General features: G+C 67.4%; 12 protein-coding genes. 6 read left to right on the forward strand and 6 right to left on the reverse strand.

Annotated features, from left to right (window positions below; all coding sequences use genetic code 11):
- Positions 1 to 43: 43 nt before the first annotated feature.
- The 5 genes from ppx to AC5P5X_RS14050 form a co-directional block, all read right to left on the reverse strand.
- Entirely contained in the window at positions 44 to 1,570 is a 1,527-nt protein-coding gene (gene ppx / locus AC5P5X_RS14030; protein WP_005408255.1) for an exopolyphosphatase, read from the reverse strand.
- Between the two features lie 271 nt (positions 1,571 to 1,841).
- Positions 1,842 to 3,929, reverse strand: a complete 2,088-nt coding sequence (gene ppk1 / locus AC5P5X_RS14035) for a polyphosphate kinase 1 (RefSeq protein ID WP_005408256.1) — start codon at positions 3,927 to 3,929, stop codon at positions 1,842 to 1,844.
- Between the two features lie 4 nt (positions 3,930 to 3,933).
- Positions 3,934 to 5,265 (reverse strand): phosphate regulon sensor histidine kinase PhoR, encoded by a 1,332-nt coding sequence (gene phoR, locus AC5P5X_RS14040; RefSeq protein ID WP_005408257.1) that lies wholly within the window; start codon positions 5,263 to 5,265, stop codon positions 3,934 to 3,936.
- A 106-nt stretch (positions 5,266 to 5,371) separates the two neighbouring features.
- Positions 5,372 to 6,061: a phosphate regulon transcriptional regulator PhoB gene (gene phoB, locus AC5P5X_RS14045; protein ID WP_005408258.1), complete on the reverse strand. Its 690-nt coding sequence runs from the start codon at positions 6,059 to 6,061 to the stop codon at positions 5,372 to 5,374.
- Positions 6,062 to 6,177: 116 nt separating this feature from the next.
- Entirely contained in the window at positions 6,178 to 7,824 is a 1,647-nt protein-coding gene (locus tag AC5P5X_RS14050; RefSeq protein ID WP_005412370.1) for a M48 family metalloprotease, read from the reverse strand.
- Positions 7,825 to 7,966: 142 nt separating this feature from the next.
- Between AC5P5X_RS14050 and grxC the strand changes: the two genes are divergently transcribed.
- The 6 genes from grxC to AC5P5X_RS14080 all read left to right on the forward strand — a co-directional run bounded on the left by grxC (position 7,967) and on the right by AC5P5X_RS14080 (position 12,697).
- The gene (gene grxC / locus AC5P5X_RS14055) at positions 7,967 to 8,257 is read left to right on the forward strand and encodes a glutaredoxin 3 (RefSeq protein ID WP_111189435.1); all 291 of its coding nucleotides are present in this window, start codon (positions 7,967 to 7,969) and stop codon (positions 8,255 to 8,257) included.
- Positions 8,254 to 8,646 (forward strand): carboxymuconolactone decarboxylase family protein, encoded by a 393-nt coding sequence (locus AC5P5X_RS14060; protein ID WP_005412372.1) that lies wholly within the window; start codon positions 8,254 to 8,256, stop codon positions 8,644 to 8,646. Before grxC ends, AC5P5X_RS14060 begins: the two co-directional genes overlap by 4 nt.
- A 320-nt stretch (positions 8,647 to 8,966) precedes the next feature.
- Positions 8,967 to 9,971, forward strand: coding sequence for an isocitrate dehydrogenase (locus AC5P5X_RS14065; protein WP_005408261.1), 1,005 nt, complete (start codon positions 8,967 to 8,969; stop codon positions 9,969 to 9,971).
- 245 nt (positions 9,972 to 10,216) lie between these two features.
- A complete protein-coding gene (locus AC5P5X_RS14070) occupies positions 10,217 to 10,960 on the forward strand; it encodes a cysteine hydrolase family protein (protein WP_111117983.1) in 744 nt (247 codons plus the stop codon).
- 53 nt (positions 10,961 to 11,013) lie between these two features.
- Positions 11,014 to 11,922 (forward strand): LysR family transcriptional regulator, encoded by a 909-nt coding sequence (locus AC5P5X_RS14075; protein WP_005408263.1) that lies wholly within the window; start codon positions 11,014 to 11,016, stop codon positions 11,920 to 11,922.
- A gap of 25 nt (positions 11,923 to 11,947) precedes the next feature.
- Positions 11,948 to 12,697, forward strand: a complete 750-nt coding sequence (locus AC5P5X_RS14080; protein WP_043033732.1) for a sulfite exporter TauE/SafE family protein — start codon at positions 11,948 to 11,950, stop codon at positions 12,695 to 12,697.
- 60 nt (positions 12,698 to 12,757) lie between these two features.
- Here the strand turns inward: AC5P5X_RS14080 and AC5P5X_RS14085 are convergent, their stop codons facing one another.
- Positions 12,758 to 13,516 (reverse strand): Bax inhibitor-1/YccA family protein, encoded by a 759-nt coding sequence (locus AC5P5X_RS14085; RefSeq protein WP_158230134.1) that lies wholly within the window; start codon positions 13,514 to 13,516, stop codon positions 12,758 to 12,760.
- Positions 13,517 to 13,662: the final 146 nt, after the last annotated feature.

The raw sequence follows: 13,662 nt of genomic DNA on the forward strand, positions 1-13,662 counted from the left end.
GCCTTTGGCGACGCGTCATGACGTGCCGCCCTGGCCGTAGGGATCAGGCCACGAACGGCCGGAACTGGATGCCCAGCCCGGCGATGCCGTCGGTCTCGCCGATCAGGTCGGCGCGGAGCAGCGGGCGCGCATCGATGAAGGCCTGCGGCACGATCAGCGACAGGCGATTGTCGTCCGCGGTCAATTCCAATGCCGGCAGCGGATCGTCCTCGTGTGCGCGGTTGAGCAGTACCGCCAGGCGCAGCAGGGCGGCCAACCGGCGTGCGGTCAGCAGCAGGCGCTCGGGCAGGGCGTCGAACGCGGTCTTGGTCACGCTGCGGCGATGGCTGCGTACCAGTGCGGCCAGCATCTGCTGCTCCTGCCGCGAGAAGCCGGCGATGTCCGAGTGTTCCAGCACGTAGCTGCCATGCACGTGGTAGCCGCTGTGGGCAATCATCAGGCCCAGCTCGTGCAGGCGCGCGGCCCAGCCGAGCATGCGTGCGTCGTCGGCATCGAGTTTCCAGCGCTCCTGCACCTGCTCCAGCAGCGACAGCGCGGTGTCCTGCACGCGGTCGGCCTGTACCGTGTCGATGCCGTAGCGCTGGCTGAGCGCGGCCACCGATTCGTCGCGCAGGTCGTTCTCACCGGCACGGCCGACGATGTCGTACAGGATGCCTTCGCGCATCGCCGCCTTGCTGACCAGCAGCTTCTGCAGGCCCAGGGCCTGGAAGGCGGCCTCCAGCACCAGGATGCCGCCGGCGATGATCGGGCGGCGGTCGCTGGACAGGCCCGGCAACTGGATGTCGTCGATCTTCTTGGCCTTCAGCAGCTCGTCGCGCAGCTGGGGCAGGGCCTCGGCGGTGATCGCGCCCTTGCTCAGCTTCATCGTCGCGCAGATCTCGCTGATTGCCTTGTGCGTGCCCGAAGATCCGAGCGCTTCCTGCCAGCCCAGTGCGCGGTACTTGCTGGCAAAGGGCTGGAACTCGCGGCCGATCTCGGCCAGCGCGTCCTTCCAGCGCTTCTTGCTCAGCTTGCCGCCGGGGAAGAAGCGGCGGGTGCTGGCGATGCAGCCGGCCTGCAGGCTTTCACGCTCCAGGGTCTGCATGCCCATGCCGATGATGAATTCGGTGGAGCCGCCGCCGATGTCGATGACCAGCCGGCGCTGGCCAGGCTTGGGCGGTTGCGCGTGGGCCACGCCGAGGTAGATCAGGCGCGCTTCTTCGCGGCCACTGACCACTTCGATGGCATGCCCCAGCGCGGTTTCGGCCGGGACCAGGAACGACTGCGGCGAGCGCAGCTGGCGTACGGTGTTGGTGGCCAGCGCGCGTACCCGGTGCGGCGGCACATTGCGGATGCGCTGGCCGAAGCGGGCCAGGCATTCCAGCGCGCGCTGCCGTGCGGCGGAAGAGAGCCCACCTTTGCCATCCAGGCCATCGGCCATGCGCACGGTCTCGCGCAGCCGGTCGATCACCCGCAGTTGGCCGAGTGTGTAGCGCGCGATGACCATGTGGAAACTATTGGAGCCAAGGTCGATGGCGGCCAGCAGGTCGCCATCCTGCAATGCGGGCGGAGTCGTAGTGGTATGCGGCATGGGCGAATGTTAGCCGAAGGGGCGGTGTGCTCGTCACCGCGCGGCCTTCACATTTTGGAAGAGGGGAGTGCGGCAGGGCTGCGCCCTACACCCGCCGAATCAACGGCAACAGCAAAAGCGAGCTATCCGTGGGTTGGCGGACCCACCCCGCCTTTGACAGATTTCTGCGATCTGATGGTGGGTGCCGACCGTTGGTCGGCACTGATCCTATCCCGCCCCAAATCGGTGCCTACTGCTCTTGGTAGGTGTCGACCTTGGTCGACACACCGGGTCAGAGCCCCTGCATCAATGCCATCTGAGCAGAATGCGGGGCTTCGTCGTGCGCCGGGGCACGCTTGTGGTAGATACCGTCGGCATCCAGTTCCCAGGCGTTGAGGTTGTCGTCCAGGTAGTTCTGCAGCACCTCGCGGTAGACCCGCTTGGCCAGCTCCGGGTCGAGGATCGGGAAGCAGGTCTCGACCCGGCGCAGCAGGTTGCGCTCCAGCCAGTCGGCGCTGGCGCAGTACATCTCCGGTGCGCCGTCGTTGCCGAACCAGTAGACGCGGCTGTGCTCCAGGAAGCGGCCGACGATCGAGCGCACGCGGATGTTGTCCGAGATGCCCGGCACACCCGGGCGCAGGGTGCAGGCGCCGCGGATGATCAGGTCGATCTGCACGCCGGCCTGCGAGGCGGCGTACAGCGCGCGCACCACCTGCGGTTCGTTCAACGCGTTCATCTTGGCGATGATCCGCGCGGGACGGCCGGCGGCGGCGATGCGCGTTTCGCGCTCGATGCGGCCGAGGATGCCGGTGTGCAGGGTGAAGGGCGACTGCAGCAGGCGCTTGAGCTTCATCTTCGAGGCCAGCCCGGACAGCTGCTGGAACAGCAGGTGCACGTCGTTGCCGATGTCCGCATCGGCGGTGATCAGGCTGATGTCGGTGTACGCGCGGGCGGTGCCGCTGTGGTAGTTGCCTGTGCCCAGGTGTACATAGCGGCGCAGCTTGCGGCCCTCGCGTCGCACGATCAGCAGCATCTTGGCGTGGGTCTTGTAGCCGACCACACCGTACACCACCTGTACGCCGGCTTCCTGCAGGCGATCGGCCAGGCCCAGGTTTGCCTCTTCGTCGAAGCGTGCGCGCAGTTCAACGACCACGGTCACGTCCTTGCCGTTGCGCGCAGCCTGGATCAGCGCATCGACAATCAGCGAATCCTTGCCGGTGCGGTACAGGGTCTGCTTGATCGCCAGCACGTTGGGGTCGATCGCCGCCTGCCGGATCAGGTCCAGCACCGCGGTGAAAGCATCGAACGGGTGGTGCAGCAGCAGATCCTGGCGCGCCGCGGTTTCGAAGATGCCGTCGCTGTCGCGCAGCGTGCGCGGGGTCATTGGCGGGTACTTCAGGTCCGGCTGTGCGATCAGGTCGTACAACTGGATGATGCGGTTGAGGTTGACCGGGCCGTCGATGCGGTACACCGCGTTCTCGGTCAGGCCGAAGTTCTGCAGCAGGGTGCGCACGATCTCGCGCGGCATGTCCTGCGCGATTTCCAGCCGCACCGCCGGCCGGTAGCCGCGATCGACCAGTTCGTCGCGCAGTGCCAGCGCCAGGTTCTCCACCTCCTCCTCGTCCACCACCAGCTCGGAGTTGCGGGTGACGCGGAACTGGTAGGCCCCCTGGACTTCCATGCCCGGGAACAGCTCATCGACGAAGGTGGACAGCACCGAGGACAGGAACACGAAATTCTGCGACCCGCCGAGCTTCTCCGGCAGCTGGATGATGCGCGGCAGCGAGCGCGGCGCACGCACGATGGCCAGATGGCCGGCGCGGCCGAATGCGTCGGTGCCCTTCAGCACCACCACGATGTTCAGCGACTTGTTGAGGATCTTCGGGAACGGGTGCACCGGGTCCAGGCCCAGCGGCGACAGCACCGGCATGATCTCGTTGCGGAAATAGGCGCGCAGCCAGCGCCTCTGCCGATCGGTCCAGGAGTGGCGGCCGAGCACGCCGATGCCGGCCTCCATCAGCGCCGGGCGCAGCGTCTCGTTCCAGCAGCGGTACTGCTGGTCGACCAGTTGTGCCGCGCGGTCGTGGATGGCGTTGAGGATGGCCTGCGGGCTCATCCCGTCCGGTGCCGGTGGCAGGCCGAATTCCTGCGCGTGGCGGACGGCGGCGGCGCGGATCTCGAAGAACTCGTCCAGGTTGGTGCAGGAGATGCACATGAAGCGCAGGCGCTCCAGCAGCGGCACCTGCGGATCCATCGCCTGCGCCAGCACGCGGAAGTTGAAATCCAGCTGCGACAGCTCGCGGTTGATGTAGAGCGCCGGGTCGCGCAACGGATCGTTGTCCGGGCTCACGGGGAGGGGGAGGGATCCGAGGCTGCTCATGGCGTCATTCTTCGATGGAAGTCAGGGGGGCGGACTCGCGCGGGCGCACGTGGTCGGCATCGAAATGGCAGGAGAACACCGAGCCCTTGCCGACCTCGCTTTCAATCTCCAGCCGCGCGTGGTGCAGGCCGAGGATGTGCTTGACGATGGACAGGCCCAGGCCGGTACCGCCGCTTTCGCGGGAGCGGCTGCTGGAGACACGGTAGAAACGTTCGGTCAGGCGTGGCAGGTGGGAAGCCGGGATGCCGTAACCGGAATCGCGCACCGCCAGCACCGCGCCCTCGCCTTCGCGACGGAACTCCACGGCGATGCGGCCACCGGCCGGCGTATAGCGCACCGCATTGGTGACCAGGTTGGAGAAGGCGCTATGCAGCTCCTTGGTGGAACCCTGCAGGTCGACGCCGGCCAGATCGTCGATGCTGATCTGGTGGCGGCCCTGGCTGTGCGCTTCGGCCTCGCGGCGTAGTGTGGCCAGCATCGGCTGCATGGCGACGGTCTCTTCCTCGCTGTGCTCCTGCGATTCCAGCCGCGACAGGGTCAGCAGGTCTTCCACCAGCTGGGCCATGCGCTGGCTCTGCTTGCGCATTTCTTCCAGCATCGGACCGGTGCCCGGGAAATCCTCCGGGTCCATCATGTCCAGGTAACCGTGGACCACGGTGAGCGGCGTGCGCAGTTCGTGTGAAACGTTGGCGACGAAGTCGCGGCGCACCTGTTCCAGGCGCAGCAGCTTGCTGACGTCGCGGGCGATCAGCAGCCAGTAGTCTGAAGAATACGGAATCAGTCGCAGGTTCAGGCGGATCGCAGGATCGACCGGTGAGGGCACGTCCAGGATCGGCTCGGCGTTGCGGCCGCCGGCCAGCCAGTGCGCCAGCGGCATCGGCTGCAGGCGTTCGACCAGCGCCTCGCCGAGGTCGCCCGGATGATGCAGGCCAAGCAGGGCGGTGGCCGCTTCGTTGAACCACTGCACGCGCTGGCTGTTGCGGTCCAGCACCACCACGGCATCGGGCAGCGCGGCGGCAGCGGCGCGGTAGCTGCGCAGCATGTCGAGCAGGCGGCGCTTGCGAACGCGCATTTCCACCTGGTTGCGGTACAGCAGGCGGTCCAGCTCGTTCCAGACGCCGGTGCCTTCCTCGGCGGTATCCCAGCGCTGGCGCGCGGTCAGCCGGCGCAGCACGCTGCGCAGCCGCCAGTAATGCCAGGCCAGGGTGGCCAGCGCGCCCAGTGCGATGCACAGCCACAGGTGACCCGTGAACCACCCCACCAGTCCGGAGAACAGCAGTACCGCGGCAACGGTGGCCAGGGTCTTCAACCAGGCAGAGCGGATGTGGCGGGGCATTGCGATCTCGTCGTTGAAGTGCGGCGGTTCACTGGGGTGAACCGAGGGTTATAGCAGAGTTGCCGGCGCCGGCACCCGCGGGTGCGCGGCGTCGGCACGACGAGACTCAGGTCGCGGTGGAGAAGCGGTAGCCGGCGCCGCGCACGGTCTGCACCATGTTCTCGGCGTTGAACGGTTCCAGCGTCTTGCGCAGGCGGCGGATGTGCACGTCGATGGTGCGCTCCTCCACGTACACGCTGCCGCCCCACACATGGTCCAGCAGCTGGGCGCGGGTGTAGACGCGCTCGGGGTGGGTCATGAAGAAGTGCAGCAGGCGGTACTCGGTCGGGCCGATCGGCACCGGCTGGTCGTTGGCGAACACGCGATGGGCGGCGCCGTCGATGCGGATCGGGCCGACGGCCACGCTGCCGTCCTCGTCGTCTTCGCGGGCGCGGCGCATGACCGCACGGATGCGGGCCAGCAGTTCGCGCGCCGAGAACGGCTTGACCACATAGTCGTCGACGCCGGCTTCAAGGCCACCTACGCGGTCGTTCTCTTCACCGCGGGCGGTCAGCATGATGATCGGCACTTCGCGGGTCAGCGTTTCCTTGCGCCAGCGGCGGGCCAGGTCCAGGCCGCTGGTGCCGGGCAGCATCCAGTCCAGCAGGATCAGGTCGGGGACGCGATCGGCGATGGCGGTCTGGGCCTCACGGGCATCGCCGGCGTGGACCGGTTCGTAATCGCCCTTGCGCAGGGCGAAGGCGACCATTTCACGGATCGCGGGCTCGTCATCGACGATCAGGATGCGTTTCTGCACGAGGACACCGTAGGGCTCGGTTACTGGAGTGGTGCCAGTAGACTACGGTTTGATGACATGTTTGTGACTACCTGGTCGGAACCGGTCGGGATTGCCATCGACCGGTCATGCAACACTCAGCGGCGGTCCAGGTCCGGGTCCTGCACGCCCTGGCGGCGCAGCTCCAGCACGGTTGGGGTGATCGCCTCGATGCGCGCATCCACCCGCGCCCGGCCCACGTAGTCCAGCGCCGGGTTGCGCTTGAGGGCCTGCAGCTGCATCAACGATTGCTCCGGGCGGCCGCTGAGGAAGGCAGCCTCGGCATAGGCCTCGCTGGCGCGCACGCTGTCACCGGCCAGCTCGCTGGCGCGGGCGTATCGCTGCTGGAAGACCGGATCGTTACCACTTTGCGACAGCAGGGGCCGCAGCATGGCCTGCGCGCGCTGGCCCGCCTCGCGGGTGCCCTGTTCGTTCAGGATCTCGGCGTAGGTCAGGGCCACGGGCCGGCTGTTGGGGTGCTCGCGCAGCAGCTGCTCGAAACGGGTGTTGGCCTGCGCGCCCAGTCCGGCACGCGATTCGGCCTCGCCCAGGCCCAGTGCCAGCCACAGGTTGTCCGGGCGGGTCTGCAGCAGGCTGGCCAGGGTCTGCCGGGCCTGCGTGGCACCGCTGCGGCCGCCGCGCATGACCGCCAGCGCTTGGCCATAGCGCTGGGCGTCGTTGAGACCGTCCTTCTGCCGCTTGGCCATGTCCGCGTATTCGCGCTCCAGTTCGGCGGTGGAATCGGCGCTCAGCACGCGCAGGCGCTCGCGCGCCCACTCGAAGTCGCCACTGGCGCCACGGGCCAGCTGGCCGACCGGAACGCGCAGCACGCTGCTGGGAAGCAACGGGTTGTTTCCTCGCAGCAGGGGCTCGGCCAGGCCCGGATCGGCTGGATTCACCCGCTCCCTGCGCTCGCCGCTGGGGGTGCTGGTGGTCAGCAGCACCGTGTCCTTCTTCATCTGCTCGGCGCGGGCCTTGGCCTCGCTGATGCGGGTGATGTTGACCGGGTGGGTGCGCAGGAACTCGGGCACGCTGTAGCCGCCCTCGTTGCCGCGCATCGCCGCCGACATGCGCTCGAAGAAGCCGGCCATGGCATCCACGTCATAGCCGCTGCGAGACAGGGTACGGATGCCGAGGCGGTCGGCTTCCGATTCGTTGGAGCGGGTGTAGTTGATCTGCCGCTGCTGCATCAGGCCCATGCCGGAGCTGATCGCGGCCATCGTCGCGTTGCCGGAGGACGTGCTGTTGCTGGCCTGCGCGGCCACCACCGCCGCCAGCATGCCGAGCAGGATCGGTATCTGGTCGCGCTGGGCGCGTTCGACCCCGCGCAGCACGTGCTGCTGGGTGACATGGGCGATTTCGTGGGACAGCACTGCAGCCACCTCGTCCTCGCGCTCGGCGGTCAGCACCAGGCCGGCATTGACCCCGATATAGCCGCCCAGCGTGGCGAAGGCGTTGATCTGGCGGTCCTTCATCACGAAGAACGTGTAGGGCTGGCGCGGCTGGTCGCTGTTGGAGCCAAGCCGGGTGCCCATGGTCTGCAGCCAGTCGTTCACCAGCGGGTCGTCCAGCAGGTAGCCGTAGTTGCGCAGCTCGCGCAGCATCATCGCGCCGTACTCGGCCTGGCGCGCCGGGGTCAGCAGCTCGCCGGCCGAGGAGCCGATGTCGGGCAGCTTCTCCTGGGCCTGGGCCAGCGGCATGGCCAGGGCCAGGGTAACGGCGGTAGTCAGCAGCAGGGCTCGCAAGCGGAAGGTCCTCGGGCAGGGCGCGCCAAGCGTGGCAGGGCAGGGGGCAACCATTCGTTAACCCACAGTGTTGCGGCGGTGGCGTGGAATTTCCAGCGCACCGGTACCATATGTAGACCGTCGATCCATCGTGGAGTTTCCCGTGACAGCCCAGACCGCCGGCGGCGCCCCCGCCATCACCATCTATTCCACCGCCGTCTGCCCGTACTGCGTGGCCGCCAAGAACTTCCTGAAGAGCAAGGGCCAGCAGTGGACCGAGGTCCGCATCGACCTGGACCAGGCCGAGCGCGAGAAGATGATGGCACTGACCCGCCGCACCAGCGTGCCGCAGATCTTCGTCGGCGACGTCCACGTGGGCGGCTACGACGACATGATGGCCCTGCACCGTGAAGGCAAGCTCGAGCCGCTGCTGGCCGGGCAGGGCCAGGCATGAGCGCGGCCGACGACGGCAGCAAGGACCGCATCGCCGAATTCACCGACTTCCGCAAGCGCATGAACGAACGCATCCTGGGCGAACCGAACCAGGTGGTGCGGCGCTTCTTCGCACTGGACACGCAGACCTACCAGGCGGGCGCGCTGGACGTGAAGACCAAGGAACTGCTGGGGCTGGTGGCCTCGATGGTGCTGCGCTGCGACGACTGCATCAGCTACCACGTGGCCCAGTGCAAGGACGCGGGGGTGACCCGTGAAGAGTTCTTCGAGACCTTCTCGGTCGGCCTGGTGGTGGGCGGTTCCATCGTGATTCCGCACCTGCGCCGCGCGGTCGACTTCCTCGACCAGCTTGAAGGCGGCGCCAGCGCTCCGGCAGCGCACGAGCACTGAGGGTAGTGCCGGCCGCTGGCCGGCATCGCCTGAACTCGACCTGGCCGAGGTTGCCGGCCAGCGGCCGGCACTACCGGGCCCGCGAGGGGGCCTGTCCCGCGATCCAACAGCCCAGGAGCCCCTTCTTGTTGAAGGGGCGCGCCGACAGGCGGGGGTAGAGGAAGAATGCGCGGGCAATTATGCCTTTGCCGGGGTCAGGACCATGGTCTACTTGGGTAGCCGGCCCCGGCTAAGGCATAATTGCCGGTGAAACTTCCTTTGCGCCGGCGTTTCCGGGCACGTCCGGACGGCGTTTTTCCCCCTGTTCGGAACATCGATCAATGACGCAGAAAATTACGGTCATCCGCGGCGACGGCATTGGCCCGGAAATCATGGACGCCACCCTGTTCGTGCTCGACCAGCTCAAGACTGGGCTGGAGTACGAAGACGCCGACGCCGGCCTGGTGGCCCTGGAAAAGCACGGCGACCTGATGCCGGCGGTGACCCTGGAATCGATCGCGCGCAACAAGGTCGCGCTGAAGAGCCCGCTGACCACCCCGGTCGGTGGTGGCTTCACCTCGATCAACGTCAGCCTGCGCCGCCATTTCGACCTGTACGCCAACGTGCGTCCGGCCCACACCTTCCCGAACACCAAGTCGCGTTTCGACAACGTCGACCTGATCACCGTTCGTGAGAACACCGAGGGTGCCTACCTGGCCGAAGGCCAGGAAGTGTCGGCCGACGGCGAGACCGCCTTCTCCGGCACCCGCATCACCCGCAAGGGCTCCGAGCGCATCGTGCGCTACGCCTTCGAGCTGGCCAAGAGCACCGGCCGCAAGAAGGTCACCGCTGTGCACAAGGCCAACATCATCAAGTCGACCTCGGGCCTGTTCCTGAACGTCGCCCGTGAAGTAGCCGCGCAGTACCCGGAGATCGAGTTCCAGGAAATGATCGTCGACAACTGCTGCATGCAGCTGGTGATGCGTCCGGAACAGTTCGACGTGATCGTTACGACCAACCTGTTCGGCGACATCATCTCCGACCTGTGCGCCGGTCTGGTGGGTGGCCTGGGCCTGGCCCCGGGTGCCAACATCGGCAAGGACGCGGCGATCTTCGAAGCCGTGCACGGCACCGCGCCGGACATCGCCGGCCAGGGCAAGGCCAATCCGTGCGCGCTGCTGCTGGCAGCCGCGCAGATGCTGGACCATATCGGCCAGCCGGAAAACGCCGAGCGCCTGCGCAAGGCCATCGTGGCCACCATGGAAGCCAAGGATTCGCTGACCGGCGACCTGGGCGGTACCGGCACCACCATGAGCTTTGCCCAGGCCATCGCCAGCCGCCTGTAAGCGGCCGGTCGACCTCGGTTGGATCCACAGCGGGGCGCCTTCGGGCGCCCCGTTGCGTTGTGGGCTGACTCGTAGATCCACGCCATGCGTGGATGGGGTGGCTTTGGTCCGCAGCCACCCATGGGGTGGCCCTACAGGGGGTTGTCTGTGCGTATCTCGCACAGATCATGTGCTGTTGCACGGCTGGTTCGTGCGCCATCCGCTCCGCATCCTGTGCCCACTTTCCACTGCACAGGAGTCGCTCCATGAATCTCACCGCCTTCGGCCTGGCCAGCCTGATCGGCATGGCCGCCACCGCCCCGGTCGCCGCTGCCGAACCGTCTCATCCCACCATCCGCCACATGGCCGGCGCGCCGGTCGCGACCTCGCTGGATGCGGCGAAGACCGCCGTGCTGGTGATCGACTTCCAGAACGAGTACTTCGATGCCAAGGCCGCGCCGGGCTTTGCCGGTGGCCGCATGGTCATTCCCGATGGCGTGGCCGCACTGCGCCAGGCCAAGCGGGTGGTCGCGTTCGCCGATGCCCACGGCATCCGCGTGATCCACGTGCAGCACGTGTTGCCGGCCGGTGCACCGCTGTTCGCGCAGGGCAGCGTCAATGCCGACTTCCATCGCGACCTGCAGCCGCGCAAGGGCGAGACGGTCGTGCAGAAGGACAACGTCAGTGTGTTCGCTGGCAACTCGGCCGCGGTACTCGACACGGTGCTGAAGGATGCCGGCATCGACACCCTGATCGTCACCGGCCTGCAGACCCATGCCTGTGTGGCCGGTGCCGCGCGCGACGCGGCGGCCGCACCCCGTGGTTACCGGGTGATCGTGTCGTCCGATGCCAGCGCCAGCCGTGACCTGGACCTGGCCGGTGGCCAGCGCATCGATCATCGCGCGCTGCACGATGCCTCGCTGGCGCAGATCGAAGACGCCTTCGGTGATGTCATGAGTACCGACGCGATCCTGGCGTTGCCGGTGCGCAAGGCCGGCGACGGCGCTTGATAAGCTGGCGGGGCCCGCATGCCGTGGGCCCCGCCACATGGAGCTGCCCGCCGATGGATCACTTCGCCGCCCTGCGTGCGCTGCGCGCCATCGTTGACGCGGGCAGTTTCACCGCGGCCGCTGAACGCCTGGGGACCACCCACTCGGCGATGTCACGGCAACTGCGCCAGCTGGAAGAGCATCTGCAGGTTCGCTTGCTCGATCGCAACAGCCGCCGGCTGTCATTGACCGAGGCCGGGCGCGACTACTACCGCGAGGCGGCAACGCTGCTGGATCGCCTGCAGGAGGCGGACGACCGTGCCCGCGCCGGGCAGGCGCAACCCAGTGGCAGCGTACGCATCAGCGTGCCGCAGGTGGTGGCCAGCCAGGAGTTGCCGCATTGGCTGCCGTCGTTCCTGCAGCGTTACCCGCACGTCTCGTTGGATCTGTCGGCCGATGATCAGCTGGTCGATGTCGTCGGTGGTGGCTTCGACCTGGCCCTGCGGATCGCGCATGCGTTGCCGGACAGCCAGCTGGTCGCACGTGAACTGGCCAGCTGCCCTCGCATCCTGGTGGCCGCGCCAGCCTACCTGGCGCGTCATGGCCTGCCGCGTCAGGCATCGGATCTCGCGCAGCACACGCTGCTGGGCTTCAGTCCCACACCGTCAATGCCGCCCTGGCAGCTGCAGGGGCCGCGTGGTGCCAGTGCGAGCGTCGAGGCCGGGCAACGCCTGCGGGTAGATGCGACGCCAGCGTTGTACGCCGCCGCGCTGGCTGGCATGGGCATCAGCCTGTTCACCGCACTGACGGTGCAGGAAGACCTACGCGCCGGTCGTTTGATCCGTGTGCTGCCGGCCTGGCACGCCGGACAGCGGCGCTACTTCGCGCTGTATCCGCATGCACGTGCGCTGGCGCCGAAAGTGCGCGCGCTGGTCGAGCACCTTGCGGCGCACTACGCTGCACAGGTGGGCGCGGCAGGGTAGTCGCGCGGTTGCAGCCGAGGTGGTGATGGAGTCGGTGTATCTGCTGGTCGCACTGGGCGCGATCGTCGCCGGATTCGTGCAGGGCCTGTCCGGCTTCGCCTTTGGCATGGTGGCGATGTCGTTCTGGGCATGGGGGCTGGAGCCGCGACTGGCGGCCACGCTGTCGGTGTTCGGCGCGCTGGTCGGCCAGCTGGTCGCGGTGTTCACCGTGCGCCGCGGATTCAACCTGCGCCTGCTGCTGCCGTTCGTGCTGGGCGGGTTGGCCGGCATTCCGCTGGGCGTGATGGTGCTGCCGCAGCTGGACATGGACTGGTTCAAGGCGCTTTTGGGCGGCTTCCTGGCGTTGTGGTGCCCGGTGATGCTGATGGCGCGCTCGTTGCCTCCGGTCCGCGTCGGCGGCCGTATCGGTGATGCGATTGCTGGCATGGCCGGTGGCGTGCTCAGCGGCATCGGCGGCTTCGCCGGGCCGGTGCCGACGTTGTGGAGCACGCTGCGCGGCTTCGGCAAGGACGAGCAGCGCGCGGTCATCCAGAACTTCAATCTGGCCATGCTGGCGGTGACCATGGCCACCTATGTCGGCAGTGGCCTGGTGAGCCGGCAGATGCTCCCGTACTTCGCCATCGTGGCGCCAGCCATGCTGGTGCCGACCCTGCTGGGCGCGCGCGTCTACATCGGCATCAGCGAGCTGCGCTTCAGGCAGGTCGTACTGGGCCTGCTGACCGCATCAGGCATTGCGTTGCTGGCTTCGTCGCTGCCGACGCTGCTGGCGCGCTGAGGGAGGAACGAAAAAGGGCGCCACGAGAGGCGCCCTTTGTCGTCTATGGCATGTTCCGACTCAGCGCTGCTGGATCTTCGACAGCAGGCGCAGGAACTCCACATACAGCCAGACCAGGGTCACCATCAGGCCGAATGCGCCATACCACTCCATGTACTTCGGCGCGCGCTGGGCCACGCCGGTCTCGATGAAGTCGAAGTCCAGTACAAGGTTCAATGCGGCCACGACCACCACGAACAGGCTGAAAGCGATGCCCAGCCAGCTGGCGTCATGGATCACCGGCACGTTGATGTTGAAAAAGCCCAGCACGAACGATGCCAGGTAGAGCAGGGCGATGCCGCCGGTGGCGGCGACCACGCCCATCTTGAAGTTCTCGGTGGCCTTGATCACGCCGCTGCGGTACGCGACCAGCAGGGCGGCCAGGGTGCCGAAGGTCAGCAGTACGGCCTGGAACACGATACCCGGGTATTTCATGTTGAACAGCGCCGACACGGCGCCCAGGAACAGGCCTTCGACCAGCGCGTACATCGGCGCGGTGACCGGCGACCATTCCTTCTTGAAGATGGTGATCAATGCCAGCACCAGGCCGCCGATCGCGCCACCGATGGCGTACAGGCTCGCGCTGCCGGAAATCTGGCCGTACTCGTCGACCGCCTGGCTCCAGGCGAACGCCGCGGTCAGCACGGTCAACAACAGCAGGATGCCGGTCTTGTTGGCGGTGCCGTTGAGGGTCATCACCTGGTCGGGGCTGGTCACCACCGAGCCGCTGGCGAGGTCGAGGAAGGTCGACTCGGAAAGAGCCGGGTTGCCGCTGCGCATGCGTGTTCTCCGTGCGGATGAGGGGCTGGACGGCCATCCGGCCGATGACCGGGAGCATAGCCGATGGCTGCACGTGGTGCCGTGCCAGGCGTCGGGTTCGAGTCGCCCGCGTTGACAGTTCATGATGCGCTTGGCCACAATGACCA

The sequence above is a fragment of the Stenotrophomonas sp. YJH_SMC_91 genome (assembly GCF_059368495.1).

Bases quoted from the DNA above. Each gene is read 5' to 3' on its own strand.
- ppk1 (WP_005408256.1), bottom strand. From the start codon at position 3,929: ATGAGCAGCCTCGGATCCCTCCCCCTCCCCGTGAGCCCGGACAACGAT.
- AC5P5X_RS14075 (WP_005408263.1), top strand. From the start codon at position 11,014: ATGGATCACTTCGCCGCCCTGCGTGCGCTGCGCGCCATCGTTGACGCG.
- ppx (WP_005408255.1), bottom strand. From the start codon at position 1,570: ATGCCGCATACCACTACGACTCCGCCCGCATTGCAGGATGGCGACCTG.
- AC5P5X_RS14065 (WP_005408261.1), top strand. From the start codon at position 8,967: ATGACGCAGAAAATTACGGTCATCCGCGGCGACGGCATTGGCCCGGAA.
- AC5P5X_RS14080 (WP_043033732.1), top strand. From the start codon at position 11,948: ATGGAGTCGGTGTATCTGCTGGTCGCACTGGGCGCGATCGTCGCCGGA.
- AC5P5X_RS14085 (WP_158230134.1), bottom strand. From the start codon at position 13,516: ATGCGCAGCGGCAACCCGGCTCTTTCCGAGTCGACCTTCCTCGACCTC.
- phoR (WP_005408257.1), bottom strand. From the start codon at position 5,265: ATGCCCCGCCACATCCGCTCTGCCTGGTTGAAGACCCTGGCCACCGTT.
- AC5P5X_RS14060 (WP_005412372.1), top strand. From the start codon at position 8,254: ATGAGCGCGGCCGACGACGGCAGCAAGGACCGCATCGCCGAATTCACC.
- AC5P5X_RS14070 (WP_111117983.1), top strand. From the start codon at position 10,217: ATGAATCTCACCGCCTTCGGCCTGGCCAGCCTGATCGGCATGGCCGCC.